Annotated in this window: 24 protein-coding genes, 3 tRNA genes and 1 pseudogene; 19 read left to right on the plus strand and 9 right to left on the minus strand. The window is 72.3% G+C overall.

The window, feature by feature from the left end:
- Positions 1–78: 78 nt before the first annotated feature.
- Complete coding sequence (locus tag JQN84_RS02695) at positions 79–1,176, plus strand: branched-chain amino acid aminotransferase (RefSeq protein WP_204956797.1); 1,098 nt, start codon at positions 79–81, stop codon at positions 1,174–1,176.
- Between the two features lie 699 nt (positions 1,177–1,875).
- On the opposite strand, the gene JQN84_RS02700 is transcribed toward JQN84_RS02695, so the two are convergent.
- Positions 1,876–2,631, minus strand: coding sequence for a tyrosine-protein phosphatase (locus tag JQN84_RS02700; protein ID WP_204956798.1), 756 nt, complete (start codon positions 2,629–2,631; stop codon positions 1,876–1,878).
- Positions 2,632–2,709: 78 nt separating this feature from the next.
- Complete coding sequence (locus JQN84_RS02705; protein ID WP_204956799.1) at positions 2,710–3,168, minus strand: PRC-barrel domain-containing protein; 459 nt, start codon at positions 3,166–3,168, stop codon at positions 2,710–2,712.
- A gap of 286 nt (positions 3,169–3,454) precedes the next feature.
- On the opposite strand from JQN84_RS02705, the gene cimA reads away from it, so the two are divergent.
- A complete protein-coding gene (cimA, locus tag JQN84_RS02710; RefSeq protein ID WP_204956800.1) occupies positions 3,455–5,038 on the plus strand; it encodes a citramalate synthase in 1,584 nt (527 codons plus the stop codon).
- A gap of 15 nt (positions 5,039–5,053) precedes the next feature.
- Here cimA and JQN84_RS02715 read toward each other — a convergent pair whose 3' ends face one another.
- Positions 5,054–5,989 carry an endonuclease/exonuclease/phosphatase family protein gene (locus JQN84_RS02715; protein ID WP_239484811.1) on the minus strand — a complete coding sequence of 312 codons (936 nt, stop codon included), beginning with the start codon at positions 5,987–5,989 and terminating at the stop codon, positions 5,054–5,056.
- Between the two features lie 397 nt (positions 5,990–6,386).
- Between JQN84_RS02715 and JQN84_RS02720 the strand changes: the two genes are divergently transcribed.
- From JQN84_RS02720 to JQN84_RS02760, 9 genes are all read left to right on the plus strand, one after another.
- Positions 6,387–6,908 carry a hypothetical protein gene (locus tag JQN84_RS02720; RefSeq protein ID WP_204956802.1) on the plus strand — a complete coding sequence of 174 codons (522 nt, stop codon included), beginning with the start codon at positions 6,387–6,389 and terminating at the stop codon, positions 6,906–6,908.
- 226 nt (positions 6,909–7,134) lie between these two features.
- A complete protein-coding gene (locus tag JQN84_RS02725; protein ID WP_088641647.1) occupies positions 7,135–8,184 on the plus strand; it encodes an AAA family ATPase in 1,050 nt (349 codons plus the stop codon).
- Complete coding sequence (locus JQN84_RS02730; protein WP_281899919.1) at positions 8,181–9,176, plus strand: DUF58 domain-containing protein; 996 nt, start codon at positions 8,181–8,183, stop codon at positions 9,174–9,176. The genes JQN84_RS02725 and JQN84_RS02730 overlap by 4 nt, the downstream gene beginning before the upstream one ends.
- Entirely contained in the window at positions 9,173–10,132 is a 960-nt protein-coding gene (locus tag JQN84_RS02735; protein ID WP_204956803.1) for a VWA domain-containing protein, read from the plus strand. Before JQN84_RS02730 ends, JQN84_RS02735 begins: the two co-directional genes overlap by 4 nt.
- Positions 10,133–10,189: 57 nt before the next feature.
- Positions 10,190–11,053 (plus strand): S1C family serine protease, encoded by an 864-nt coding sequence (locus JQN84_RS02740; RefSeq protein WP_204956804.1) that lies wholly within the window; start codon positions 10,190–10,192, stop codon positions 11,051–11,053.
- A gap of 52 nt (positions 11,054–11,105) precedes the next feature.
- Positions 11,106–11,243 (plus strand): hypothetical protein, encoded by a 138-nt coding sequence (locus JQN84_RS02745; RefSeq protein ID WP_204956805.1) that lies wholly within the window; start codon positions 11,106–11,108, stop codon positions 11,241–11,243.
- Between the two features lie 9 nt (positions 11,244–11,252).
- Positions 11,253–11,678: an alternative ribosome rescue aminoacyl-tRNA hydrolase ArfB gene (arfB, locus tag JQN84_RS02750; RefSeq protein WP_088641642.1), complete on the plus strand. Its 426-nt coding sequence runs from the start codon at positions 11,253–11,255 to the stop codon at positions 11,676–11,678.
- A 131-nt stretch (positions 11,679–11,809) separates the two neighbouring features.
- Positions 11,810–12,208 (plus strand): DUF4180 domain-containing protein, encoded by a 399-nt coding sequence (locus tag JQN84_RS02755; RefSeq protein ID WP_204956806.1) that lies wholly within the window; start codon positions 11,810–11,812, stop codon positions 12,206–12,208.
- An 88-nt stretch (positions 12,209–12,296) separates the two neighbouring features.
- A complete protein-coding gene (locus JQN84_RS02760; protein WP_204956807.1) occupies positions 12,297–13,451 on the plus strand; it encodes a cellulose binding domain-containing protein in 1,155 nt (384 codons plus the stop codon).
- Positions 13,452–13,493: 42 nt separating this feature from the next.
- On the opposite strand, the pseudogene JQN84_RS02765 reads toward JQN84_RS02760, so the two are convergent.
- Positions 13,494–13,760: pseudogene (locus JQN84_RS02765) on the minus strand (3-methyladenine DNA glycosylase); the annotation flags it as partial.
- A gap of 50 nt (positions 13,761–13,810) precedes the next feature.
- Between JQN84_RS02765 and JQN84_RS02770 the strand changes: the two are divergent.
- Positions 13,811–15,205 carry a recombinase family protein gene (locus tag JQN84_RS02770; protein WP_204956808.1) on the plus strand — a complete coding sequence of 465 codons (1,395 nt, stop codon included), beginning with the start codon at positions 13,811–13,813 and terminating at the stop codon, positions 15,203–15,205.
- A gap of 679 nt (positions 15,206–15,884) precedes the next feature.
- Here JQN84_RS02770 and JQN84_RS02775 read toward each other — a convergent pair.
- The 3 genes from JQN84_RS02775 to JQN84_RS02785 form a co-directional block, all read right to left on the minus strand.
- Entirely contained in the window at positions 15,885–16,514 is a 630-nt protein-coding gene (locus JQN84_RS02775) for a hypothetical protein (protein ID WP_239484638.1), read from the minus strand.
- 260 nt (positions 16,515–16,774) lie between these two features.
- Entirely contained in the window at positions 16,775–16,900 is a 126-nt protein-coding gene (locus JQN84_RS31895; RefSeq protein WP_255553770.1) for a hypothetical protein, read from the minus strand.
- A gap of 33 nt (positions 16,901–16,933) precedes the next feature.
- Entirely contained in the window at positions 16,934–18,520 is a 1,587-nt protein-coding gene (locus tag JQN84_RS02785; RefSeq protein ID WP_239484639.1) for a hypothetical protein, read from the minus strand.
- A 153-nt stretch (positions 18,521–18,673) separates the two neighbouring features.
- Between JQN84_RS02785 and JQN84_RS02790 the strand changes: the two genes are divergently transcribed.
- The 4 genes from JQN84_RS02790 (at position 18,674) to JQN84_RS02805 (ending at position 20,287) form a co-directional block, all read left to right on the plus strand.
- Positions 18,674–19,477 (plus strand): fumarylacetoacetate hydrolase family protein, encoded by an 804-nt coding sequence (locus JQN84_RS02790; protein ID WP_204956810.1) that lies wholly within the window; start codon positions 18,674–18,676, stop codon positions 19,475–19,477.
- Positions 19,478–19,584: 107 nt separating this feature from the next.
- Positions 19,585–19,656: transfer RNA gene (locus JQN84_RS02795), tRNA-Gln, on the plus strand.
- Positions 19,657–19,795: 139 nt separating this feature from the next.
- Positions 19,796–19,868, plus strand: a tRNA-Glu gene (locus tag JQN84_RS02800).
- Between the two features lie 343 nt (positions 19,869–20,211).
- A tRNA-Glu gene (locus tag JQN84_RS02805) sits at positions 20,212–20,287 on the plus strand.
- A gap of 391 nt (positions 20,288–20,678) precedes the next feature.
- Here the strand turns inward: JQN84_RS02805 and JQN84_RS02810 are convergent.
- Positions 20,679–21,365 (minus strand): IclR family transcriptional regulator, encoded by a 687-nt coding sequence (locus JQN84_RS02810; RefSeq protein ID WP_088646078.1) that lies wholly within the window; start codon positions 21,363–21,365, stop codon positions 20,679–20,681.
- 49 nt (positions 21,366–21,414) lie between these two features.
- On the opposite strand from JQN84_RS02810, the gene leuC reads away from it, so the two are divergent.
- The 3 genes from leuC to JQN84_RS02825 all read left to right on the plus strand — a co-directional run bounded on the left by leuC (position 21,415) and on the right by JQN84_RS02825 (position 24,349).
- The gene (gene leuC / locus JQN84_RS02815) at positions 21,415–22,857 is read left to right on the plus strand and encodes a 3-isopropylmalate dehydratase large subunit (RefSeq protein ID WP_204956811.1); all 1,443 of its coding nucleotides are present in this window, start codon (positions 21,415–21,417) and stop codon (positions 22,855–22,857) included.
- 15 nt (positions 22,858–22,872) lie between these two features.
- Positions 22,873–23,460 (plus strand): 3-isopropylmalate dehydratase small subunit, encoded by a 588-nt coding sequence (leuD, locus tag JQN84_RS02820; protein WP_204956812.1) that lies wholly within the window; start codon positions 22,873–22,875, stop codon positions 23,458–23,460.
- 172 nt (positions 23,461–23,632) lie between these two features.
- On the plus strand, positions 23,633–24,349 hold the full coding sequence (locus JQN84_RS02825) for an HU family DNA-binding protein (RefSeq protein ID WP_204957299.1): 717 nt from the start codon (positions 23,633–23,635) through the stop codon (positions 24,347–24,349).
- 82 nt (positions 24,350–24,431) lie between these two features.
- Here JQN84_RS02825 and JQN84_RS02830 read toward each other — a convergent pair whose 3' ends face one another.
- Positions 24,432–25,316 (minus strand): NUDIX hydrolase, encoded by an 885-nt coding sequence (locus JQN84_RS02830; RefSeq protein WP_204956813.1) that lies wholly within the window; start codon positions 25,314–25,316, stop codon positions 24,432–24,434.
- Between the last annotated feature and the right edge of the window lie 44 nt (positions 25,317–25,360).

A 25,360-nucleotide genomic window follows, 5' to 3' on the forward strand; every position in this document is an offset into this window, starting at 1 on the left:
CGTTCGGGGTAGGTTTTCTGGGACGTCAGCCCGGTGCGTGGTTCCCGCGTGCCGTCGATCCGCAGGGAGGTCAGCGCGATGAGCGGTGGTGACATGCTCGATTTCGAGATCCGTCCGAATCCCGCGCCGGTATCCGCCGCCGAGCGGGCCGCCCTGCTGGTCGACCCCGGCTTCGGCCGGGTCTTCACCGACCACATGGTGACCATCCGGTACGCCGACGGCAAGGGCTGGTACGACCCCCGGGTCGAGGCCCGCGCGCCGATCCCGATGGACCCGGCCAGCGCCGTCCTGCACTACGCGCAGGAGATCTTCGAGGGGTTGAAGGCGTACCGCAGGGCCGACGGCTCGGTGACCATGTTCCGGCCGGAGGCCAACGCGGCCCGGTTCATCGCCTCCGCCCGGCGGCTGGCCATGCCGGAACTGCCTGCGGAGCTGTTCGTCGAGTCGCTGCGCAAGCTGGTCGAGATCGACCGGGACTGGATCCCCGACGCCGCCGACGCCAGCCTCTACCTGCGGCCGTTCATGTTCGCCAGCGAGGTGTTCCTCGGCGTCCGCCCGTCCCGGGAGTATCTCTACTGCGTCATCGCCTCACCGGCCGGTTCCTACTTCGCCGGCGGGGTGAAGCCGGTCACCGTCTGGGTCTCGCCGGACTACACCCGGGCGGCCCCCGGCGGCACCGGCGCGGCCAAGTGCGGCGGCAACTACGCGGCGTCGCTGTCGGCCCAGGCCGAGGCGATCGAGGCCGGCTGCGACCAGGTGGTCTTCCTCGACGCGGTCGAGCGTCGCTACGTCGAGGAACTGGGCGGCATGAACGTGTTCTTCGTCTACGACGACGACACCCTGGTCACCCCGCCGCTGACCGGCACCATCCTGCCGGGCATCACCAGGGATGCGCTGCTCGCCCTGGCCGCCGCCTCCGGGCACCGGGTCGTCGAGCGTCCGGTGAGCTTCGACGAGTGGCAGGCCGACGCCGCGAGCGGCCGGCTGCGCGAGGCCTTCGCCTGCGGCACCGCCGCGGTGATCACCCCGATCGCCCGGGTACGGCACCCCGGCGGCGAGTTCGTGATCGGCGGCGGTGAGCCGGGCCGGGCCAGCGCGGCGCTGCGGGAGCAGTTGGTGGCGGTCCAGCGGGGTGACGCACCCGATCCGCACGGCTGGGTCACCCACATCCGCTGACCATCCCGGCCGTCCTCCGGCCCGCCCCTCGTCGCTGGCGTGGGGGTGGGCCCCGACGGTCGGCTGCCCGCGTCCGGAGCCGGAGCCGACGGGCTGCTCCGGACAGCGTGCTGTGGTACTCCCCGGCCGGGCAGGTAACCATGTCTGTGCGTCCTTTCGAGCTGATGACGTCGACGAATCAGCCGAGCTGTGGCCGCTCTGCCTGCGCCAACGGTCGGGCCGGCGGTGACAGCCGGTAGGGGACGCCCGTCGCTCGGTGGGCTACGCCACACCGGCCCACTCGGGCTGCGCCCTTCCACCCCGGCTGCGTGTCCCGCTCGGGTTGAGTGTCGCGCTCGGGTCGGGCTGCGTGTCCCGCTCGGGCTACGTGTCCCGCTCGGGTCGAGCGTCCCGCTTGGGCTGCGTGTCGCGCTCGGGCTGCGTGTCGCGCTTGGGCTCGTCCCGGCTCGCTTCGGCGTGCTGCGGGTGTCGCGGTCGCCGGGGTGATGCTGACTCGTTTGCGTCATCAGCTCTAAAGGACGCACCCGGGCATCTGGAGGGTCTGGGCCCCGACCTGTCGCCCCGCCCGCCGGTGGCGATTCTCAGGGCTGGCAGGGCGCGTCGGCAGAAGCGGGCGCGGGTGGCGCGGGGCGCGTCGGCAGAAGCGGGCGTCGGGCACCGACGTGCCCGACGCCCGCTGCCGGAACGTCGGCGGTGCGCTCACCGCAGCGCGGGCGGCTCCAGCAGGTGGTCGCGCAGGGCGGCGAGCTGGTCGTCGGTGACGCCCGCGTGCCGCAGGTAGTCCTCGATCGAACCGTGCCGCTGGCGCAGCTCGGCGAGGAAGAGCGACATCGCCTCGGCGGGGGAGCCCAGGAAGGGCGCGGGCGGTGCTTCGGCCTCCGGCATGGACGCCGCCAGCCAGGCGCTGAACCGCTGGGACGCCTCGCTGCTCAGCGCGTAGTCCTCGGCGATCTGCTCGTCGTCGACGCCGAGCACGGACAGGGTCAGCGCGCAGACGATGCCGGTGCGGTCCTTGCCGGCGACGCAGTGCACCAGGACGGGCGCGTTGGCGCTGTCGGCGATCAGCCCGACCGCCTCGGCCAGCCCGGCGGTGCCGGTCTCGGCGAGGTCGGCGTACCGGTCGGCGAGGTAGCGGGCCAGGCTGGCCTCCGGCTCGTGGCGGCTCAGCGCCCAGTCGGCGTGCTCGGGGTGGATGTGCCGGTAGGCGAGGCCGTCGAGGTCGGGCACCCGGCCGTCCCGGTCCACCTCGGTCGGGCGGCGCAGGTCGATCACCGTACGGATGCCGAGCGCGGCGAACGCCTCCCGGTCGGTGCCGTCGATGCGGTGCGGGGAGTCCGAGCGGTAGAGCCGACCCCAGCGGACGGTACGTGCGTCGTGGCCGGGATAGCCGCCGACGTCGCGGAAGTTGAACATCGCGGAGAACGGGATACGCCGGCTGTTCTCGGTGGGGTTCACCCGCACACGGTAACGGCCGGCGGGGCGAGCACGCCGCCCCGCCGGCCGTTACCGTCGATCGACAGTTGTGCCTGCCGGCTACCGGGCGGTGCCGGGCGGCAGGTTGCCGTAGGTGTCGTCGTAGTAGCCGCCCAGCTTGTCGCGGTAGGCCGCGTCGCCGTGGCTGGTCTCGTCGTACTCGGGAGCGGCCTTGATCTGGTCCCGGGTGCGGTCGACGTGGACCTTCCGGTCGTCGTGGTCGACCTGGTTGACGGTGCCGGCGGGGAGCATCACCTTCTTGCCGAAGATCCACGGGCCGGTGTCGACGACGAGGTAGCTGCCGCCGACCTCGTGGCTCGCCTCGTCGATCTTGCCGATGCCGCCGTCGGTCGCCTCGACCTTGTAGCCGACCAGGTCGGCGTCGGCGACCCCGGCCTCGTCGCGGTAGCTCCAGGGGTTGAACGCCCCGCCGGGGGCACCGCCGGCGATCGCGCCCTGGCCGTCGTCGACCATCGGGTCGGTGGTGCCGTGGGCGGTGTGCGGATCGAGCCTGTCCATGGGAACTCCTGCCTCGACTGTCGTAGTCGTTATCGGAGAAAAGCGCTTCGTGTCCGCATCTGAGGTACCCGAGGGGAGACGTCCCACACACCCCGTCCCGGGATGTGGATTCTGTCTCCCAGATTCGGGCGGGAGTGGCAGAGTGGCGACCGTGACCAGCTCCGCCCGCATTATTGGCAGCTAGCGCGCCGGCCTCCCCTCTGCCGAGCGCGCAGACCTCCCGCATCCGCGGGGGGTCTTTTTGTTGCCCCCGCAAGGTTCGACGGTCCGAAGGAAGGGACTCGCGATGACGTTCCAGGTCTACGACACCACGCTGCGCGACGGCGCCCAGCGCGAGGGGCTCAGCTACTCGGTGATCGACAAGCTGGCGGTGGCCCGGCTGCTCGACGAGTTCGGCGTCGGTTTCATCGAGGGCGGATGGCCGGGTGCCGTGCCGAAGGACACCGAGTTCTTCCGTCGGGCCCGCACCGAACTGGACCTGCGGCACGCCCTGCTGGTCGCCTTCGGGGCCACCCGCAAGGCCGGGGTCGCCGTCGCCGACGACCCACAGGTGCGGGCGCTGCTCGACGCGCAGACCCCGGCCGTCGCCCTGGTCGCCAAGGCCGACATCCGGCACGTCGAACGCGCCCTGCGCACCACCGGCGCGGAGAACCTGGCGATGGTCCGGGACACGGTCGCCCACCTGGTCGCCGAAGGACGACGGGTCTTCGTCGACGGCGAGCACTTCTTCGACGGGTTCCGGCACGACCCGGCGTACACCGCCTCGGTGGTCGAGGCCGCGCTCGCCGCGGGGGCCGAACGGTTCGTGCTCTGCGACACCAACGGGGGGATGCTGCCGTCCCGGGTGACCGCCGCGATCGCCGACCTGACCGCCCGGACCGGCATCGCCCCGGAACTGTTCGGCATGCACGCCCAGAACGACACCGCCTGCGCGGTGGCCAACACCATCGCGGCCGTCGAGGCCGGGGTCCGGCACGTGCAGGGCACCGCCAACGGGTACGGCGAGCGCCCCGGCAACGCCGACCTCTTCGCCGTCGTGGCCAACCTCCAGCTCAAGCTCGGGCTGCCCGTCCTACCCGACGGCTGCCTGGAACAGATGGTGCGGGTCTCGCACGCCATCTCCGAGATCGCCAACATCGCCCCCGACACCCACCAGGCGTACGCCGGGGCCGCCGCCTTCGCCCACAAGGCGGGGCTGCACGCGAGCGCGATCAAGGTCGACCCGTTGCTCTACAACCACGTGGACCCGTCGGTGGTGGGCAACGACATGCGGATCCTGGTGACCGAGATGGCCGGCCGGGCCAGCATCGAGCTGAAGAGCCGCGAGCTGGGTCTTGACCTGGCCGGCCATCCGGACGCCGTGTCGAAGGTGACCACCCGGGTCAAGGAGCTGGAGGCGGGCGGCTGGTCGTTCGAGGCCGCCGACGCGTCGTTCGAGTTGCTGGTCCGCTCCGAGCTGCCGGACGCCGCCCCGGTGCGACCGTTCGCGCTGGAGTCGTACCGGGTGCTGGTCGAGCACCGGGAGGACGGCGCGGTGGTCTCCGAGGCCACCGTCAAGATCCGGGTACGCGGTGAGCGGGTGATCGCCACCGCCGAGGGCAACGGCCCGGTCAACGCCCTCGACGAGGCGCTGCGGGTCGGGCTGACCCGGTACTACCCGGAGCTGCGTCACTTCGAGCTGGCCGACTACAAGGTGCGCATCCTGGAGGGCACCCACGGCACCGGGGCGGTGACCCGGGTGCTGGTGGAGACCGCCGACGGCACCGGCCGGGACTGGACCACCGTCGGCGTGCACCCCAACGTGGTCGAGGCGTCCTGGCACGCCCTGGTCGACGCCCTCACCTACGGCCTCGACCGCGCGGCGGTGTGAGCCGACCTCCCGGCGTCAGGGGGCGGGCAGGCGCAGGGTGGCCAGCACGGCGCGGTGGTCGGTGGCGGGGACCCGGTGGACGGTGACCGCACGGACGGCGATCCGGCGGTCGACCAGGACGTGGTCGATGGTGACCGGCGGGATCGGGTCGCCGTCGTACGGGCCCCACGTGCCCACCAGCCCGGCCCCGACGGCGTCGGCGGCGTCGACGTAGCCGCTGGCCAGGAGGGCACGCAGCGGGGAGTGGTCGAGGGTGGCGTTGAAGTCCCCGGCGAGGATGCCGAGCTGTCCGTCGGGGGTGGCGCGCGGCTGGCCCGCCAGGTCGGTGCGCCACTCGTCGACCACCCCGACCGACCAGGGAGCCGCCGGGTGGGCCGACTCCACCCGCAGCGCCGGTGCGCCGGGCACCGCCACCGTCGCGTACGCCTGGGTGAACGCGAACCCGGTATTGCGCCGGAAACCGCCGCCGGTGAGGGGGAACCGGGCGTAGAGCCCGGAGCCGGTGGTGCCCACCTCGGGGTTGAGTTGGCGGTGGGGGAGCAGGTCGGCGAGGCCGGCCCGGTCGAGGGCGTCCCGCGCCGCCGGGGTGAACTCCTGCACGGTGAGCACGTCCACCTGGTTGCGGCGGACCAGTTCGACCAGGGTGGCCGCGTCGGCGTTGCCGGCGAGCAGGTTGGCGGTGAGCACCCGCAGTTGCGGCCCCCGGGTCGCCTGCTGCCGGTCCGGTAGCGCACGGGGTACCACCGCGCCGAGGAGGGCCAGCGCCGCCACCGCCGCGGCCACCGCCGGCCACCGGCACCGCAGGGCGAGGGCCAGCATCAGGGCCAGCAGGCTGCCTCCCGCCACGTACGGGGTGAAGGCGAGCGCCTGCACGAGCGGGCCCCGGTCCAACCCGACGAGGCGGACCACGGCCCAGACGAGGCCGGGTGCCACCGCCAGCCAGCAGATCAGCGGGACGGCGCGAGGGCGGGCGGTGGCCGGCGCCGGGGTCGTCAGCACGGCGGCCAGCCTAGCGGCCGATGCCGCCCCCGCGGGGCGCGGAGCCGTTCCATGAACGGTCGAGACTTCACGTTTCGCAATTTCCAACATCGTTTTCGAGATGGCAAAACGGGTTGGTGTGCTATTGACGCTCCGCTTTTCGCGGTGCTACGTTCCTCCTCGTTGAGGTGCCGCAACAGAGCGTAGTTTTCCCAGCTCAGGCCGGTCGGAAATGTTTCTTCTTCACTATTTCCGGTGCGGGTGGAAGGCTTTCCGCCCGCGTCCATTCCGGCTCGATCGCACCATCTCCATCCGGCTCGCCGTACGGTGGGTCGGCCGTATTGCCACGGTCACAAAAGGGAGACCTGTCATGGCCACATTCTTCAGGCGTAAGGCGGCGGCGGTGACGCTCGGCGTCCTGGCGCTCACCCTGGCCGGCGGCGGGATCGCCGTCGCGCAACCGGCGACCAAGGCCCCGGCCGAGGTGGCTCAGCCCGGGGCGCGGCTGGCCGGTGCCACCGGTCAGCCGCCGGTGACGGCGGCCGAAGCCAAGCAGGCCCGCGCGGCGCTGAAGGCTTCGCTCGCCCCGCCGGCCTCGGGTTCGGTCGCCTGGGCGGTCGTCGCCAGCGACGGCACCCTGCTCCAGCACTCGGCGAACGTCGTGTCGTCGACCAAGTACGGCACCGGCCAGTACCAGGTGCTGCTCGACTACAGCGTGGTCGGGAAGGCGTTCCAGGCCACCATCGGCACCAACGACCAGTTCAACGTGCCGCCGGCCGGCGAGATCGCGGTCGCCCCGCGCAACCAGACACCGAACGGCGTCTTCATCCAGACGTACAGCTCCAGCGGATCGGTGTCGAGCAAGCCGTTCCACCTGTTCGTCGCCAACTGAGGCGCGGACCCGTCGGCGGTGCCGGCCCCCACCGGGGGTCGGCACCGTCCGTTGTGGACCTCCTGTCCGTGACGGGTGGGGCGCGGATCGTCCGGTGACACCCGCATTGCGCCGCCGCACGGCGTTGCCGCCCCGCCGGGCCGGTCGTCCCTGTCCGGGGCGAATCGGCCCGTCGGGGCCGGAAATTCCGACGTTTGCCGGGCGGTGACCCCGGGAAGCAAGCACCGTGACGGACATCTCGGACACCCTGGCCAGCCTGCCCCGCCCGGTCGATGCCGACGCGGCGGGCGCCGAGTTGGAACAGACCCTCTTCGAGGTCAAACGCGTGATCGTCGGGCAGGACCGACTCGTCGAACGGCTGCTCACCGCGCTGATCGCCGACGGCCACTGCCTCCTTGAGGGGGTGCCCGGCGTGGCCAAGACGCTGGCCGCGCAGACCCTCGCCACCGTCGTCGGCGGCACCTTCACCCGCATCCAGTTCACCCCCGACCTGGTCCCCTCCGACATCGTCGGCACCCGGATCTACCGGGCCTCGACCGAGAACTTCGACGTCGAGCTGGGCCCGATCATGGCCAACCTGGTGCTCGCCGACGAGATCAACCGGGCCCCGGCCAAGGTGCAGTCCGCGCTGCTGGAGGCGATGGCCGAACGGCAGGTCACCATCGGCGGGCGGAGCTGGCCGGTGCCGGAGCCGTTCCTGGTGCTGGCCACCCAGAACCCGATCGAGTCCGAGGGGGTCTACCAGCTCCCCGAGGCGCAGCGGGACCGCTTCCTCATGAAGATCGTCGTCGACTATCCGGGCGACGCCGACGAGCTGGCCATCCTCTACCGGATGAGCAGCGACCGGCCCCGCCCCCGCCAGGTGCTCGACCCGGTCCGGCTGCGTGACTACCAGCGTCGGGCCGCCCAGGTCTTCGTACACCACGCGCTCGCCGAGTACGTGGTCCGGCTGATCCTCGCCACCCGCGACCCGGGCCGCTTCGGGCTGCCGGAGATCGCCCCGCTGCTGGCGTACGGGGCGAGCCCCCGGGCCACCCTCGGCCTGGTCGCCGCCGCCCGCGCCCAGGCGTTGCTGCGGGGCCGCGAGTACGTGCTCCCCGACGACGTCCGCGAACTCGCGGTCGACGTGCTCGCCCACCGGCTGGTGCTCTCGTTCGACGCGGTCGCCGACGGGGTCAGCGCCGAGGCGGTGGTGCACCGGCTGGTCCAGGCGGTGCCGCCCCCGGTGCTCGCCACCGGCCACCCCGAGTACACGCCCGACCTGGCGGCGGCGTGAACGCCCCGGCACCCCTGGCCGGCCCGACGCTTGCCGACCTCGCCCCCGAACGGCGGCTGCGCCGCCTCGAACTGACCGTCACCCGCCGGCTGGACGGGCTGCTCCAGGGCCAGTTGCGTGGTCTGCTGCCCGGCCCCGGCAGCGAGATCGCCGGCAGCCGCGAGTACCGCCCCGGCGAGGACGAGGTACGCCGGATGGACTGGGCGGTCACCGCCCGTACCACCGTCCCGCACGTCCGCGAGGTCGACGCCGACCGGGAGCTGACCACCTGGCTGCTGGTCGACGCCAGCCCCAGCATGGAGTACGGCACCGCCGAACTGGACAAACGGGAACTCTCGGTGGCGGCCGTCGCCGCGGTCGGGTTCCTCACCGCCGGCACCGGCAACCGGCTCGGCGCACAGGTGCTCGGCCGCGACGGGCTGCGCCGGTTCCCCGCCCGCAGCGGGCGTACCCACCTGCTGAGCCTGCTCCGCGCGTTGCTGCACGCCCCCCGGGCGGACGTCGAGCCACCGACCGGCCCGCCGGTCGGCCCCGACCTGGCCGCGGCCTTCGCGGCGGTGCACCGGACCGCCGTCCGGCGGGGGCTGGTGGTGGTGGTCTCCGACTTCCTCGACGGGCTGCCCGACGACCCCGACGGCCCCACCCCGTGGGAGCCGGCGCTGCGTCGCCTCGCCGCCCGGCACCAGGTGCTCGCGGTCGAGGTGACCGACCCACGTGAGCTGGAGCTGCCCGACGTCGGCCTGATCACCCTGGTCGATCCGGAGACCGGCCGGCGGCGCGAGGTGTGGACCGGTGACCCGGAGTTGCGCCGCCGGTACGCCGACGCCGCCGCCGCGCAACGCGCCCAGGTGACCCGCGCGCTGCGCCGCAGCGGGGCCGGTCACCTGGCGTTGCGCACCGACCGGGACTGGACCGCCGACATCGTGCGGCACGTGCACGCCCAGCGTCGGCTGGCGGCCGCGCCCGCCGCCTCCCGGGGAGGTGCCGCGTGAACTGGCAGTCACCCGTCCGGCTCCTGCTGCTGCTCGGGGTGGCCGCGCTGGCCGCCGGCTACCTGCTGGCGCAGCGCCGCCGCAGCCGGTACGCGGTCCGCTTCACCAACCTGCGGCTGCTCGACCGGGTCGCCCCGCAACGCCCCGCCTGGCGGCGGCACGTGCCCGCCGGGCTCTTCCTGGCCATGCTGGCGCTGCTGGTGGTCGGCTTCGCCCGGCCCACCGCCGAGGTACGGGTGCCCCGCGAGCGGGCCACCGTGATGGTCGCCGTGGACGTCTCCACGTCGATGCTCGCCACCGACGTGGAACCGGACCGGTTGACCGCCGCCAAGGAGGCCGCCCGGACCTTCGCCGACGGGCTGCCCGACGAGTTCAACGTGGGGCTGGTCGCGTTCGCCGGCAGCGCGGCGGTGCTGGTGCCGCCGAGCACCGACCGGGGTGCCCTGCACGACGGGATCGACCGGCTCGCCGAGGGGATCACCGGGGTGCAGGGCACCGCCATCGGCGAGGCGATCAGCGCCTGTCTCGGCGCGGTCAAGAGCCTCGACGAGAAGGCGGCCAAGCAACCGCCGCCGGCCCGGGTCGTCCTGCTCTCCGACGGGGCGAACACGTCAGGCGCGGACCCGATGGAGGCCGCCGCGGCGGCCGTCGCGGCGAAGGTGCCGGTGCACACCATCTCGTTCGGGACCCCTGGCGGGTTCGTCGACCGCGGTGGCCGCCCGATCCAGGTGCCGGTCGACGGGCAGACCCTGCGGGAGGTCGCCGACCAGACCGGGGGCGGGTTCCATGAGGCCGGCAGCAGTGCCGAACTGCGTGACGTCTACGAGGACATCGGCTCCTCCGTCGGCTACCGCAAGGAACGCCAGGACATCTCCGCCCGGTTCATCGGGCTCGGGCTGGTCTTCGCCATGGGGGCGGCGGCCGGGTCGATGCGCTGGTTCTCCCGCCTGCCCTGAGCGGGACGACGCGGGCCCACCTGCCCCTGATCCGTCGCAACAGTGAGGAGCGGACGTATGGCAGTACAGACCGGTCTGGGGGAACCCCGGGGTCCCTGGTTCCTCTCACCCGACCTGGGGCCGGACGGCCGGCACCGGTGGGACGTACCCGATCCGGGGGAGGACCCGTCCCGGCGGCGCTGGCGTGGCCGGTTGTGGACCGCCGTGGCGGTGGTCGCCCTGTCCACCGTCTCCGGGGCGGCGGCCGGCGGTTGGGTGGCCGGCCAGGGCGGGGCGGGCCCGACGGCGGCCTCCGCCGCCCCGGTGCCGGCGGAACTGGTCACCGCCGCCCAGAAGACCGTTCCCGGGGTGGTGTCCGTGCTGGTCGGCGGCGGCGCCAACGGGCAGTCGGCGACCGGCTCCGGCTTCGCCATCGACAACGAACAGCACATCGTCACCAACGACCACATCCTGGCCAAGGGGGGTGGTGGCGCGGTGACCGTGGAGATGCCCGACGGCCGCCGGTACGCCGCCGAGGTGGTGGGCCGGGAACCCGGCAGCGACCTGGCCGTGCTGAAGGTGCCGTCGGCCGCCGGGTTGGCCCCGCTGCCGTTGGCCAAGCCCCGGTCCACCCGGGTCGGCGAACCGGTGCTCGCGGTCGGCTCGCCGCTCGGCCTGGCCGGCACGGTGACCGCCGGGATCGTCAGCGCCCTCAACCGGCAGGTACGGCTGGGCACCAACCGGCGCAGCGCGGTGCAGACCGACGCGTCGATCAACCCGGGTAACTCCGGCGGCCCGCTGGTCAACGCCCGGGGCGAGGTGGTCGGGGTGAACACGGCGATCGCCACCATCGACGGCAGCGGCTCGATCGGCATCGGCTTCGCCATCCCCATCGACCAGGTGCAGCAGACCGCCGACACCATCATCGGCAAGGGCGGCTGAGCCCGGAGGACCCGGGCCGGGCCGCCGTGCCCACCGGCGCGGTGGGGTCCGCGTGGTCTTCACCCGGGTCGGGGTGATCGCGCTGCTGCTGTTCGGCGCGGTCGCCTACGCCACCGTCGGGCCCGACCACGACCGGGCCGAACCGGCACCCTCGGCGACCGTGACGCCCACCGGCGACCGGGGGCGCTAACCTCGCCGGATGGACGACGGACTACGGGTGACCGACCGGTGGACCGTGCCCGCCGCCGAGCTGCGGGAACGGTTCTCGCGTTCGTCCGGGCCGGGTGGGCAGGGGGTCAACACCACCGACTCCCGGGTCGAGCTGAGCTTCGACGTGGCCGGCACCACCAGCCTGCCCCCGGCGCTGCGCGAGCGGGTACGGGAACGCCTCGCCGGCCGGCTCGTCGACGGGGTGCTCACCATCGCCGCCAGCGAGCACCGCGCGCAACTGGCCAACCGGGAGGCGGCCCGGGAACGGCTGGTCGCCCTGCTGCGCGAGGCCGTCGCCCCGCCCCCGCCGCCCCGGCGTCCCACCCGCCCCTCCCGGGGTGCCAAGGAACGCCGGCTGGCCGACAAGAAGCGCCAGTCCCAGCGCAAACGGGACCGTCGTGCCGACGGCGACTGACCGCCGCCCGCGCCGGTCGGGTCCCGGCGGCGGCACCGTCGACGCGGTGCTGTGCGCCGGTGACGCGGTGCGGTGCGCCGGTGACGGAAAACCCGGGCCGGGGCGGGCCGGCGCTGCCTAGGCTGGCGGGCATGTCCACCGACACCCTGGTCACCCTCGCCGGCGTCACCGCGCTCGCCGGTGCCCCCGACGGGCCGAGGATCTGCGGCGGCGACGACGCCACCGACGTGATCGGCGCGGCGCTGGGTCACGGGGTCGGCCTGGTGGTGCTTCCGGTACGCCGGCTCGCCGTCGAGTTCTTCACGCTGCGTACCGGGGTGGCGGGCGCGGTGGTGCAGAAGTTCGTCAACTACCGGCTGCGGCTGGCCGTGGTCGGTGACATCTCGGGGCACGTCGGGCGGAGCACCGCCCTGCGCGACTTCGTCGTCGAGGCCAACCGGGGCGACCAGCTCTGGTTCGTCGACACCACGGCCGAGCTGGAGGAACGGCTGCGTGTCGAAGCGCTTCGCCAGGATGCGGGAGGGCGTTGAGCCGGGGCGGCCGGTCTGGTGGGATGTCCGTGGGAGCAACCGGGCCGTCACCGACCGCACGTCGTCACGTGACAGGAGTCCCCTCACCATGCTCCGAAGGCCGTTCCTCTCCGCTCTGCTCGCCGCGTTCGCGGCAGTTCCGCTCACCCTGCTCGTCGGATTGGTCGCCACCCCGGCGGCCCACCCTGCCGCCGCCATCCCCGTCCGTGTGATGCCGCTCGGTGACTCGATCACCGGCTCGCCCGGCTGCTGGCGGTCCCTGCTGTGGAACCGTCTCCAGTCCACCGGCCACACCGACGTCGACTTCGTCGGCACCCTCGGCCCGCAGGGCTGCGGGCAGCCGTACGACGGGGACAACGAGGGCCACGGCGGTTACCTGGTGACGAACGTCGCCAACCAGAACCTGCTGCCCGGCTGGCTCGCCGCGACCCACCCCGACGTCGTGCTCATGCACTTCGGCACCAACGACGTGTGGAGCAACATCGCCCCGGCCACCATCCTCGCCGCGTACTCGAAGCTGGTGGACCAGATGCGGGCCAGCAATCCGGCGATGCGGATCATCGTCGCGAAGATCATCCCGATGGCCCCGTCGAGCTGCGCCGAGTGCGGGCAGCGGGCGGTGGCCCTGAACGCCACGATCGACGGCTGGGCGGCGGGGAAGACCACCGCCGCGTCGCCGATCGTCGTGGTCGACCAGTGGACCGGGTTCAGCACCACCACCGACACCTACGACGGGGTGCACCCCAACGCGGCAGGCGACCAGAAGATGTCCGACCGGTGGTACCCGGCGCTGGTGGCCGCCCTCGGCGGGGTCATCCCGAGCACCACCCCGACCGGCTCGCCCACCCCGACCGGCCCGCCGAGCCCGACGGTCAGCCCCACGGTCCCGCCCACCGGCTCACCCACTGTCGACCCGCCGACCACCTCGCCGCCGGCCGGGGTGGCCTGCACCGCCAGCTACCGGATCACCAACCAGTGGCAGGGCGGGCACCAGGGCGAGGTGACCGTCCGCAGCACCGGCACCGCACGGACCACCGGCTGGCGGGTCACCTTCACCCTGCCCGCCGGACAGCAGATCACCCAGACCTGGAACGCCGAGCTGACCCAGACCGGCAGCGCGGTCACCGCCCGCAACGTGAACTGGAACGGGGCGCTCGCCCCGGCCGCCGAGGCCACCTTCGGGTTCCTCGGCACCCACACCGGCACCGCCACCGCCCCCACGGCGACCTGCACCGCCAGTTGACCCGCCTGGGGGTCCGGGCCCCGGCCCGGACCCCCGCCCGGGTCAGCCGGCAGCCGACATGGCGTGGTCCAGGGCGGTCAGCAGGCGGGCGCGCAGCACGGCGGCCCGCTCGGCGAAGCCGCGCTGCGCCGCCGCGTACTCGGCCCGGCCCTCGGTGGTCTCCACCCGCACCGGCGGGTAACCGAGGGCGGCCAGGTCGTAGGGGCTGGCCCGCATGTCCAGCGTCCGGATCTGCCGGGCCAGCGCGAAACAGTCCGCCACCAGCTCCGCGGCGACCAGCGCTGAGAGCTTGTACGCCCACTTATAGAAATTTCTGCGTATCCTCATCCCAGGCAACTTTGAGGGGAGGGAACGCAGGGATGGACGTCGTCATCTACGCACGGCTCAGCCTGGACAAGCTGGGTAACGAGCTGGGCGTTGATCGGCAGCTCGAAGCTTGCCGGGAGTTGGCAGCTCGTCAGGGCTGGATGGTGACGCGGGAGCTGATCGACAACAGCATCAGCGCCACGACCGGCCGGGTCCGGCCGGCGTTCGAGAAGCTGCTCACCCTGAGCCCGAAGCCGGACGCCATCATCGTCTGGCATCTCGACCGGCTCGTCCGCCTCACCCGTGAGCTGGACCGGGTGATCAGCTACGGCGTACCCGTCCACGCCGTGACCGCAGGGATGCTTGACCTGAGCAACCCGACAGGCGTCCTGATGGCGAACGTGGTCACGGCGTTCTCTCAGTTCGAGGGTCAGCAGAAGGCTGCTCGTCAGCGTCTGGCAGCCACGCAGCGCGCTTCCCAGGGCAGGCCTTGGTGGTCTGCTCGACCCTTCGGATACGAGCGTGACGGAACACCTCGTGGTGGTGAAGTCGAGGCCGTTCAGCGTGCGTACCAGGATCTGTTGGCGGGGCGCTCCCTGTTGTCGATCGCCGAGGAGTGGAACTGTCAGGGCATGCTCACCACCAGGGGGAGGAACTGGACGGGAGCAACTGTTCGTCAGCTCCTCGTGTCCGCCAGGAACTGCGCTATCCGGACGTACGCAGGGGATGAGGTCGGCCCTGGTAACTGGGATGCCCTGGTACCCGAGGAGATCTACCGTTCCGCTGTCCGTGTGCTGAACTCTCCTACCCGTAAGACTGGTGGTGGCGGTCCCCGTCGGAGCCTGCTGACGGGCGTCGCTACCTGTGCCAACTGTGGTGGCCCCATCCGCACGGCATGGCGTGGACGGAAGGGCGAGCAGGGTAGCTACGCCGTCTATGAGTGCAAGTTCAAGCACTGCGTGTCCCACCGTCAGGACGAGGCTGACACCATGGTCAGCGAGCGGGTGATCCGGTTCCTGACTGCGCCGCAGTTCGCGGAAGCGTTCGAGCAGAGCGGGGACGATCTGCCTGCTCAGCAGATGAGGGACGAGCTGGGGAGCCTGCGGTCACGGCTCGATGATCTGGCCACCGACTACGCTGCCGGACTCGTTACGCGATCGCAGTTCCTGACTGCATCCCAGACCATGCGCAGTCGGGTGGATGAGTTGGAGGATCAGCTATCCCAGCTGGGGAGTGACAGCGCCGTCAAGGGCGTCACCGGGATGACGGACGAGCAGGTGCGCCGTCACTGGGACGGGTTGGATGTAGACCGCAGGCGGTCCCTGATCCTGGCGGTTGTCGTGAGCTGTCGTCTCCGTCAGAAGGGGCGTGGCGTCCGCCGCACCGATGAGCGGCATGTCGATGTGTTGTTCAGGGCGGGAGACCCCGCGCAGGTTGCGAGCATCTGACCCAGGGGAGGAACCGAACCGGGGAGAGGGCCCCGAAGGGGCCCATCTTCGGACTCCTGATCCTCGGGTTCTCCGCCGACACATGAACACAGGGAGCGCAGTGATCCTGTAGCGCAGACGCTTCGCGTCAGTACCCCTGTATCCCAGTGCTACTGGTATCCAGCTATACAGATAGACCCCTTCGGGGTCTATCTAAGATCTTCTGTTTACAGGTTGTAGATCTACAGCAGAACAGCACTACTCCTACGGAGTAGTTCCTTGGTACGCGTACGCGAGGGCGTGCGCCTACGCGCGTAGGAGGACACCCTCCCCGGCTTCCTTCCGCTGCATCACCCTGCCGAGGCTGGCGCTCCTGACAGCTCAGCCAGCAGTTCCTGCGAGAGCCGCAACGGTGCGAGGAGGTCTCGTACGTATGCCGCAGGTTGTTCGTCGTTGGCGTCCTGCCACCACTCGCCTGCCTGGGCCAGGTGAGCGCGGACGGCCTCTACGCGGTGGTGGTGCGTATCGGCGTTCCGCCAGGTGCGCCACCCTTGGCCCGGGTCGGCGGCCTCAAGGGCGTCAGCCAGGCAGCGCTGTCTTCCCAGGTCAAGAGCCAGATCCCCGCTCCTGGGCAACCTTGGAACCGGGGCAAGATGGCGGATGCTATGACGTAGCGGTGCGGAGAGGGTGTCTCAGGGGGTCATGCCCCCACCCTTGCCGGTGGATCCGCTCCCTCAAGCAGCGACGCACATACATCGATCAACCGGGCGCGTAGTCGGCCCGCGCGCTGCGAGAACTCGCGTTGACGAGCGATGTACTCGGCCTTGCCCTCGGGTGTCTCGATGGCCACCGTCGGTTCCCCGTAGGAGGAGAAGTCGTACGGGGACGCCTGCATGTCGAGCAGCCGGATGTCCCTCGCCAACTCGAAGCAGTCGAGCGCCAGATCCCCCGGAACCGCAGGGCCCAGCTTGGTTGCCCACTTGTGGCAGTCCATCGAGGCATGCAAGCAGCCCGGCTGGTCAAGCTCTACCTGGCTCTCCCTCGTTGGTTGGAGCCGGTTGAGGCTGACTGCGTCAGGGGTGAAGAACCGGAACGCATCGAAGTGCGTGCAGCGGATCTGGTGAGACTCGACTACCGCGTCAGTTCCCTCTTGCCCAAGTCGCAGGGGGAGCGGATGCCGATGCTCGCGTTGGCGGTACACCATCGCCCACTCGTGCAGGCCGAAGCAGCCGGTGAAGGCCGGTCGTGACGAGATGGCGGACAACAGTCGGTGGATGAAGCGCACCGACTCAGCCCGGTCGGCAAGGAACGCTGCGACGTCGAAGCTCACGATCCCGTCCGCGTCGGTGGCATACCAACGCCACTGCCGGTGTGGGGCAGAGCCGTGCGGTCCCGGTTCCAAGGAGCTGCCCACGCCGGGGTGCCACCGTCGGAGCACGGAGGGTCGGGTGCCGTAGTAGTCGTATAAGAAGTCATCGATCGCGTGGCGCTCCCTCGTGGCCTTGCGGGCGCGGTGGCCTGCGGTAAGGGAGTCGGCGCGCTTCTCGTGAGCTTCCAGGAGGGGAAGCCAGCTTGCGGCGGGGATGTTGGTCAACGGTTCGGACCCTTTTTGTCCGCTTCGTGGTCCAGCCAGGTGGCCACCCGCGCCGCGTGGGCCGCCCGCCGGGCCTGCCAGTCGGCCGCGTCGAGGGCGGCGGGGGCGAGGGCGGTGGTCACACCCCTGAGGGTACGACCGCCGCCCGCCCCCGGTCAGGGCACGTCCACCCGGACCCCGGCGGAGAACACCCCGCTGCGCAACTCCAACTGCTTCGGCTTCTGCGCGCCGTGCACGGTGAAGACCAGCGGCAACACCACCCTGCTGCCCGCCGAGACGGGCTGGGCGAAGACGTCGCGTCCCAGGTTCGCCAGCCGGGTGGCGTCCTCGTCGGTGCTCACCCAGCTGCCACCGGGCAGGTACGCGCGCTGGAGCTGACCGTGCCAGCTCTGCTGCTCCGGGGTGAGGTTGCGCACCCCGACCGTGGCCTGGCACTGCTGGCTGGCCACCCGCGCGGTGGCGCAGGCCACCCGGTAGACGGTGAACTCGAACGCCTTCTCCCGCAGCGGGGTGCCCACCGGACCGGTCATCGTGGTGCCCGTCCACGCCCCGGCAGTCGGCTGCTTGGTGGTGTCGATGGCGGCGACCTCGCGGGTGGCCGTCCAGGCGGCGGCGAAGACCACCCCGGCCAGCACCGTCGCGGCCACCCCCACCACCAGCCACACCGACGGGCTGCGGCGTCGCCTCACCTGTCCGGGTACGGCGGGGCGCGGGTACACCGTCCCGCCGCCCGGGGCCGCCGGGCCGCCCGCGTACGGCGCGGTGCCGGCCGCCACCGGCGCGGTGCCGGTCGGCTCGATCCCGCCCACCCGTCGCCGGGCCCGCCGCCACCACCAGAGCGCGCCGGCCAGCAGCGCCAGCACCACCAGGGCCGCGCCGAGCAGGATCGGCGGTTGCCGCCAGGTCGGCGTCGCGGGCACCACCGCCTCCGGGGTCGCCGCGCTGTGCCAGGTGGCCGTCGCGCAGTCGTACGGCTGGTCGCCGTCACCGGTGTACGCGCAGGCCGGCGCGGTGAGCGCCTGGCCCGGCGCGGCGGCGGCCAACGCGGTGTCCAGGGTCCGGGTCGCCCCGGCCGGTAGGACTAGCCGCCAGGTGACCTCCCCGCCCGAGCCCGCCCCACCCGGCCGGGTGACCAGGCCACCCGCGCTGACCGCGGTGGTCGAGGTGCCGGCCGGCAGCTCCTGCCGGACCATGGTCTGCACCGTCGAGCCGCCCGTGTTGCGCACCATGATCCGGTAACCCGGCACCGTGGTCGCGGCGGGTGCCACGGCCACCGTGACCGGGGGTGCCGGCCGGGGCGCGCCCGGGTTGCCGGCGGTGGTCATCCCGGGGGCGGGCGCGGTCGGGGTGACCGGCACGACCGCGCCGCTGGCCGCCACGCCGGGGGCGGCCCGCGCCGGCCGGGGAGACGGCGTCTCCCGGGCGGCGAGGTGGGCCGGTACGGCGGGGCGGGCGGTGGCCGTCGGCCGGGCCCGGGTGACCGGTTCCGCCGGTGCCGGGCCTTGTCCCGCCGGTGCCGGGCCTTGTCCCGCCGGTGCCGGGCCCTGTTCCGCCAGGCCGGTGGGTGCCGCCGCCGGTGCCCGACCCGCTTGCGGGCCGGTCGACGTGGTGGCCGCCACCGGGGTGGCCGCAGGCGCGCGGGGCGCGGGGTCCGCGCCGGGCAGCGCCGGCACGGCGGCGAGAATGCCCAGGCAGTTCACGAAAACCGCGAGGGCCCTGTGGTGTCGTCTCGATGCAGGCATACCAACGAACCTCCGGAGCCGACGTTAGGAGCGCGCACCCTCCGGGCGGGTACGAAGCGCCGAACCCCGCCCGCCGCGCTGACCGATGGCCTACGCTGCGCCGACGTCCCGGTGGTCGACGGGCGACGCCGGGGGTGGGGATAGATTGGCCTGGTGCGTATCGCTCGTTTCGCTCATGCCAAGGGAATGTCGTTCGGGGTCGTCGAGGGCGAGCCGGAGGCCGGGCCACAGGGCCTGACCGTCGCCGAGATCGAGGGCCATCCGTTCGGGCAGATCCAGTTCTCCGGCGCCCGGTGGGCGCTCTCCGACGTGCGGCTGCTGTCGCCGATCCTGCCCAGCAAGGTGGTCTGTGTGGGGCGTAACTACGCCGAGCACGCCGCCGAGCACGGCAACGAGGTACCGAAGGAGCCGCTGCTCTTCCTCAAGCCGTCCACCTCGGTGATCGGCCCCCGGGACGCGATCCGGCTGCCGATCTTCTCCAAGCAGGTGGAACACGAGGCCGAGCTGGCCGTGGTGATCGGCGCGCCGGGGGCCCGCCGGGTCGACCGGGCCACCGCGGCGAAGGCCATCTTCGGCTACACCTGCGCCAACGACGTCACCGCGCGGGACCTCCAGCGTTCCGACTCGCAGTGGACCCGGGCCAAGGGCTTCGACTCGTTCTGCCCCATCGGCCCCTGGATCACCACCGGGCTCGACGTCTCCGACCTGGAGGTGCGCTGCGAGGTGGGGCGCGACCCGGACGAGATGGAGGTACGTCAGCTCGGCCGGACCAAGGACATGGTCTTCGACGTGCCGGCGCTGGTGTCGTACATCTCGCACGTGATGACCCTGCTGCCCGGGGACGTGGTGCTGACCGGCACCCCGGCCGGGGTTAGTCCGCTCACGGACGGGGATACGGTCACCGTACGGATCGAGGGGATCGGCGAGCTCACCAACTCGGTGGTGCCGGTCGCCTGACCCGTACGACACCCCTGTTTCCGCAGCTCAAGGGCGGTTTGGGGGATTGGATTTGGCCTGTTGGCGCGGGGAGGGTAAAGTTCCTTCCCGGCGCCACAAGGGGCCAATGGGGTATGGGGTAATTGGCAGCCCAACTGATTCTGGTTCAGTTAGTCTAGGTTCGAGTCCTGGTACCCCAGCGCAACCGCGGGTTCACCCGAATACGCGGACGCTGGATTCTGACGGCGATCGCTCCGTCCCGTTCGTCGGGGCGAAGTTGATCTCTGATAGAGTGCAGCTTCCTCGCCCGGCAGGGCAGGGAAGCACTAGCTATGTTCTGGCCCCGTCGTCTAGTGGCCCAGGACGCCGCCCTCTCAAGGCGGTAGCGCCGGTTCGAATCCGGTCGGGGCTACAACGCTGACAGCCCGTCCCACGTTTGCCTGGGACGGGCTTCTTCGCGTCCCGGGCAGCCCCGGCCTTGCGCGTGCCCGGCCGGCCCGATCGGCCGGCCCCGGCTCGTGCGCCCAGCCCCGGCTCGTGCGGCCCGGCCCCGGCTCGGCTCGTGCGGGGCTGGGCGTGCGGTGGAGCCCGCTCGGGTGGTGATGTCGCGCTGTCCCGGCCGCTGGACACCCCTGTTTCGCCACCCGGGCACCGACCTCGCCGGGATGCCGACCCCCGTCTCGGGGGCCGGGTGCCGGTGCCGTTAGACTAATGCCGCACCGCCCCACGGGGTGGTGAAGCAGGAAAAAGTGCCTGGCCCCGTCGTCTAGTGGCCCAGGACGCCGCCCTCTCAAGGCGGTAGCGCCGGTTCGAATCCGGTCGGGGCTACCACACGATCGGCCCGTCTCGCCCGCGAGGCGGGCCGATCGCCGTTTCCCCCTCGCTTCCAGCCTCCCCCCGCGCCGCCCGCCCCGCCGGTCACACCGCCCCCGCCCTCGCCCCCGCCCTCGCCCCCGCCCTCGCCCCCGGCCGCGCCGACCCGCCCCTGCCACGCTCACCCTCCCCGGTCTCACCTGCGCCCCGCCGCTCTCGCCTCGGTGATCAAGAGGTTTGCGTCACGTGATCAAGAGGTTTGCGTCACTTTGATCTCTAAACATGACGCAAACTTCTTGATCACCGAGGCAGGGCGAGGCGAGGCAGGGCGCGGCAGGCGAGGCGAGGCGAGGCGGGGCGGGGGAGGCGGGGCAGGGCGGGGTGGGCGGGGTGGAGAGGGGGTGGGTGGTTAGAGGCCGGAGAGGCGTTGGCCGGCGCGGACGACGGCCATGGCGTGGCGTTCGCCGGGGCGGCGGCCGAGGCGTTCGATCGGGCCGGAGATGCTGATCGAGGCGATCACCCGGCCGGTGCGGTCCCGGATGGGGGCGGAGACGCTCGCCACACCGGCCTCCCGTTCGGCGACGCTCTGCGCCCAGCCCCGGCGGCGTACCTCGGCGAGGGTGCGGCCGGTGAACTTGGACCGGGGCAGCAGCGGCATGACCGCCTCGGGCGGCTCCCAGGCGAGCAGGATCTGCGCGGCGGAGCCGGCCGTCATGGGCAGCACCGAGCCGACCGGCACGGTGTCCCGCAGGCCGCTGGCCCGTTCGGCGGCGGCCACGCAGACCCGTTCGTCGGCCCGGCGCAGGTAGAGTTGGGCGCTCTCCCCGGTGGCGTCGCGCAGCGCGGCCAGGAGTGGCTCGGCGGCGGTCAGCAGGACGTCCGGTGCGGCGTTGGCCAGCTCGCCGAGCCGGGGCCCGGGACGCCATCGCCCCTGGGTGTCCCGGACCAGCATCCGGTGGATCTCCAGGGCCTGGGCCAGCCGGTGTGCGGTGGCTCGGGGCAGCTTGGTGCGTTCAACGAGTTCGGCCAGGCTGGCGCCGTCGACACAGGCGGCCAGGATGACCACCGCCTTGTCGAGCACGCCGACACCGCTCATACTGTGTCCCACAAGCCGAAATTTACCTCCCAGAATTTAGGATGTCCAGATGGTGGGAGTCACTCAACCGAGGACCCTGGCCGAGAAGGTCTGGGACGCGCACGTCGTACGGACCGCCGAGGGTGAGCCGGACCTGCTCTACATCGACCTGCACCTGCTGCACGAGGTGACCAGCCCGCAGGCGTTCGACGGGCTGCGCCAGGCCGGCCGGCGGGTCCGCCGCCCCGATCTCACGCTCGCGACCGAGGATCACAACACCCCGACCGGGTACGACGATCCCGCGTTCCGGCTGCGCCGGGGCGACCTGCTGACGATCGCGGACCCGACCTCGCGTACCCAGATCGAGACGTTGCGCCGCAACTGCGCCGAGTTCGGCCTGCGGCTGCACCCCCTGGGCGACGAGAATCAGGGCATCGTGCACGTGATCGGCCCCCAGCTGGGCGTCACCCAGCCCGGCATGACGATCGTCTGTGGCGACTCGCACACCGCCACCCACGGCGCGTTCGGTGCGCTGGCCTTCGGCATCGGCACCAGTGAGGTCGAACACGTCCTGGCCACCCAGACCCTGCCGCAGGCCCGTCCGAAGACCATGGCGGTCAACGTCACCGGTCAGCTCGCCCCCGGCGTCACCGCCAAGGACCTGGTCCTCGCGCTGATCGCGCAGGTGGGCACGGGCGGCGGACGCGGCCACATCGTGGAGTACCGGGGTGAGGCGATCCGGGCGCTGTCGATGGAGGGCCGGATGACGGTGGCGAACATGTCCATCGAGTGGGGCGCCAAGGCGGGCCTGATCGCGCCGGACGAGACCACCTTCGCGTACCTCAAGGGCCGGCCGCACGCGCCGACCGGGGCGGACTGGGACGCGGCGCTGGCCCACTGGCGGACGCTGCCCACCGACGAGGACGCGACCTTCGACGCCGAGGTGACCCTGGACGCGAGCCGGATCACCCCGTTCGTCACCTGGGGCACCAACCCCGGTCAGGGCGCTCCGCTCGGCGCGGCCGTGCCGGACCCGGAGGAGTTCACCACCGACGCCGAGCGGACCGCCGCGCGCCGGGCCCTGGAGTACATGGACCTCACCCCGGGCACCCCGCTGCGCGACCTCGCCGTCGACGTGGTGTTCGTCGGTTCCTGCACCAACGGCCGGCTGGAGGACCTGCGGGCCGCCGCCGACGTGCTGCGCGGCCACCGGGTCGCCGACGGGGTACGGATGCTGGTGGTGCCCGGCTCCGCCGCCGTGCGGGAGGCCGCCGAGGCGGAGGGCCTGGACAAGGTCTTCGCCGACGCCGGAGCGGAGTGGCGGTTCGCCGGCTGCTCGATGTGCCTGGGCATGAACCCGGACACGCTGAAGCCGGGCGAGCGTTCGGCCTCGACCTCCAACCGCAACTTCGAGGGCCGGCAGGGCCGGGGCGGGCGTACCCACCTGGTGTCGCCGCCGGTCGCCGCCGCCACCGCCGTGACCGGCCGGCTCGCCGCCCCGGCCGATCTGTAGAAGGGCAGCCGAGAGATGGACAAGTTCACCACCCACACCGGCACCGCAGCACCGCTGCGCCGTTCCAATGTGGATACCGATCAGATCATCCCGGCCGTGTACCTCAAGCGGGTGACCCGTACCGGCTTCGCCGACGGGCTCTTCCGGGCCTGGCGCGACGATCCCGCATTCGTGCTCAACAACCCGGCGTATTCCGGGGCCACCATCCTCGTGGCGGGGCCCGAGTTCGGCACCGGGTCGTCCCGGGAGCACGCTGTGTGGGCGCTGCGCGACGGGGGTTTCCAGGCGGTCATCTCGCCCCGGTTCGGCGACATCTTCCGGGGCAACGCACTCAAGGAAGGACTCCTCCCGGTCGAATTGGAACTGGCCGCGGTCGAGCAGATCTGGGACCTGGTGGAGGCCGATCCGACCACTGCGGTGACGGTCGACCTGACCACCCGTGAGGTCCGGGTCGGGGATTCCACCTGGTCGTTCCCGCTCGACGACCACAGCCGCTGGCGGCTGATGGAGGGCCTCGACGACATTGGACTCACCCTGCGGCACGTCGCCGACATTGAGGCGTACGAGGCCGGCCGACCGTCGTTCACCCCCGCCGTGGTCTAGCCGTACGCCGGGCCACGGCACCGTTTTCGCCCCCACCGGTTCATCCGGTGGGGGCGAATCCGTTACGACACAAGGGCTTTTTTCCACCGAATGTTTGTGTCCAGGCAGCACAGGGCATACGGTGCGCGCAGAATGGCTCGCGTCGAGTCAGTTGCACAATCGGGAGGAAGTCGTGAACAAGGCCGAGCTCATCGAGGCACTCGCCGCTCGCCTGGGGGACCGCAAGTCGGCGACGGCGGCGCTCGACGCGGTCCTCGCCGAGGTCCAGGCGGCGGTCACCAAGGGCGACAAAGTGGCGATCACCGGTTTCGGATCGTTCGAAAAGCGTGTCCGGGCGGCGCGAACAGCGCGCAACCCGCGTACCGGTGAGGCGGTGAAGGTCAAGAAGACATCCGTTCCGGCCTTCAAGCCGGGCGCCGGTTTCAAGGAGATGGTGGCCACCGGCAAGGTGCCGAAGACCGCCGCTCCGGCGAAGAAGACCACCACCACGGCGGCCGCCAAGGCCACCGGCACGAAGGCCACCGCCGCCAAGGCGACCGGCACCAAGGCCACGGGCGCGAAGGCGACCACGGCCAAGGCGACCACGGCCAAGAAGACGACCGCGGCCAGCAAGGCGACCGGGACCAAGGCCACCGCGGCCAAGAAGACGACCGCGGCCAGCAAGGCCACCGGTGCCGCCAAGACCACCGCGGCGAAGGCCACCAAGGCCGCCACCGCGACCAAGGCGGCCACGAAGAAGGCCGCTCCGGCGAAGAAGACCGCCACGGCGACCAAGTCGGCTCCCGCCCGGAGCGCGGCGGCCAAGAAGACGACCGCGGCCAAGAGCACCACCGCCAAGGCCACCACCGCGAAGAAGGCGCCGGCGAAGCGGACCGCCGCCAAGCGCTGATTTTCCGGTACGACGCGACGGGCGCCCACCGCCATGGTGGGCGCCCGTTTCCGGTGTCCAGCCCCGGTCGGCTCGTGAGTGTTCAGAGCCGGTCGGCGGCGAGCAGCCCGTCGGGGGTGAAGGCGAGCAACCAGCCGCCACCCTTGGCGGTGCCGAAGTCGTCGTCGCGCCCCGCCAGCCGGGCCAACGCACCCGGGATCACCTTGCCCTGGCTGCACACCCCGACCGGCTGCCCGGTGGCGGCCAGCTCGACCAGCCGGCCGGCGGCGGCCAACGCGCACTCGTCGACCTGCTGGCCCGGCTGCGGCTCGTCGAAGTCGCCGCACACCTCGATCGGCAGGTCCAGCAGGGCGGCTGCCGGATCCAGCGTCTGCACGCAGCGTCGGGGCGAGGCCGACAGCAGCCGTACCGGCCGGACCAGGGCGACCAGCGGGGCCAGCGCCCGCGCCTGGGCGACCCCCTCGGCGTCCAACGGGCGGCCGGTGTCCGGCCCCGACCAGGTGGCCCGCCTGCCGGCATGCGCGTGCCGCACCAGCGCCACCGTGCCGGTGACCGCCGGCAGGGCGGCGAACGCGGCCAGCACCTGCGCGTCGTGCGGGTAGCTCACCCGGTCGACCGCCGCGTCGACGTCGAGCCAGCACACGTCGTCGACCTCGGTGCCCGGCTGGAACCCGCCGGTGCCCACGGCCCGCATCGACCAGTAGTCGACCGCCTTCGGCCGGCCCTCGCTGCGGTACCGCACGGTGGGCAGCCGGACCTGTGGCACCGCGCGGACGTCGGACTCCTCGGCCACCTCACGGACGGCGGCCAGCAGCGGATGCTCGCCCCGTTCCAGCTTGCCCTTGGGCAGCGACCAGTCGCCGTAACGGGGCCGGTGCACCAGGCAGACCTCGACCCCGCCACCGTCGGCCGGTCGCCACGCCACCCCACCGGCGGCCCGGATGCCGACCGGTTCCTCGTCCACCATCCGATCACCCTACGTCCGTGGAATACCGCGTACCTGTCGCCCGC

Source organism: Micromonospora humidisoli (assembly GCF_016900955.1).
GTDB classification, from domain to species: Bacteria; Actinomycetota; Actinomycetes; order Mycobacteriales; family Micromonosporaceae; genus Micromonospora; species Micromonospora wenchangensis.

Excerpts from the sequence above, each read along its gene's own strand:
- cimA (WP_204956800.1), top strand. The coding sequence starts at position 3,455 with ATGACGTTCCAGGTCTACGACACCACGCTGCGCGACGGCGCCCAGCGC.
- JQN84_RS02705 (WP_204956799.1), bottom strand. The coding sequence starts at position 3,168 with ATGGACAGGCTCGATCCGCACACCGCCCACGGCACCACCGACCCGATG.
- JQN84_RS02760 (WP_204956807.1), top strand. The coding sequence starts at position 12,297 with ATGCTCCGAAGGCCGTTCCTCTCCGCTCTGCTCGCCGCGTTCGCGGCA.
- arfB (WP_088641642.1), top strand. The coding sequence starts at position 11,253 with ATGGACGACGGACTACGGGTGACCGACCGGTGGACCGTGCCCGCCGCC.
- leuD (WP_204956812.1), top strand. The coding sequence starts at position 22,873 with ATGGACAAGTTCACCACCCACACCGGCACCGCAGCACCGCTGCGCCGT.
- JQN84_RS02810 (WP_088646078.1), bottom strand. The coding sequence starts at position 21,365 with ATGAGCGGTGTCGGCGTGCTCGACAAGGCGGTGGTCATCCTGGCCGCC.
- JQN84_RS02830 (WP_204956813.1), bottom strand. The coding sequence starts at position 25,316 with ATGGTGGACGAGGAACCGGTCGGCATCCGGGCCGCCGGTGGGGTGGCG.
- JQN84_RS02770 (WP_204956808.1), top strand. The coding sequence starts at position 13,811 with ATGGACGTCGTCATCTACGCACGGCTCAGCCTGGACAAGCTGGGTAAC.
- JQN84_RS02785 (WP_239484639.1), bottom strand. The coding sequence starts at position 18,520 with ATGCCTGCATCGAGACGACACCACAGGGCCCTCGCGGTTTTCGTGAAC.
- JQN84_RS02740 (WP_204956804.1), top strand. The coding sequence starts at position 10,190 with ATGGCAGTACAGACCGGTCTGGGGGAACCCCGGGGTCCCTGGTTCCTC.
- JQN84_RS02695 (WP_204956797.1), top strand. The coding sequence starts at position 79 with ATGAGCGGTGGTGACATGCTCGATTTCGAGATCCGTCCGAATCCCGCG.
- JQN84_RS02720 (WP_204956802.1), top strand. The coding sequence starts at position 6,387 with ATGGCCACATTCTTCAGGCGTAAGGCGGCGGCGGTGACGCTCGGCGTC.
- JQN84_RS02755 (WP_204956806.1), top strand. The coding sequence starts at position 11,810 with ATGTCCACCGACACCCTGGTCACCCTCGCCGGCGTCACCGCGCTCGCC.
- leuC (WP_204956811.1), top strand. The coding sequence starts at position 21,415 with ATGGTGGGAGTCACTCAACCGAGGACCCTGGCCGAGAAGGTCTGGGAC.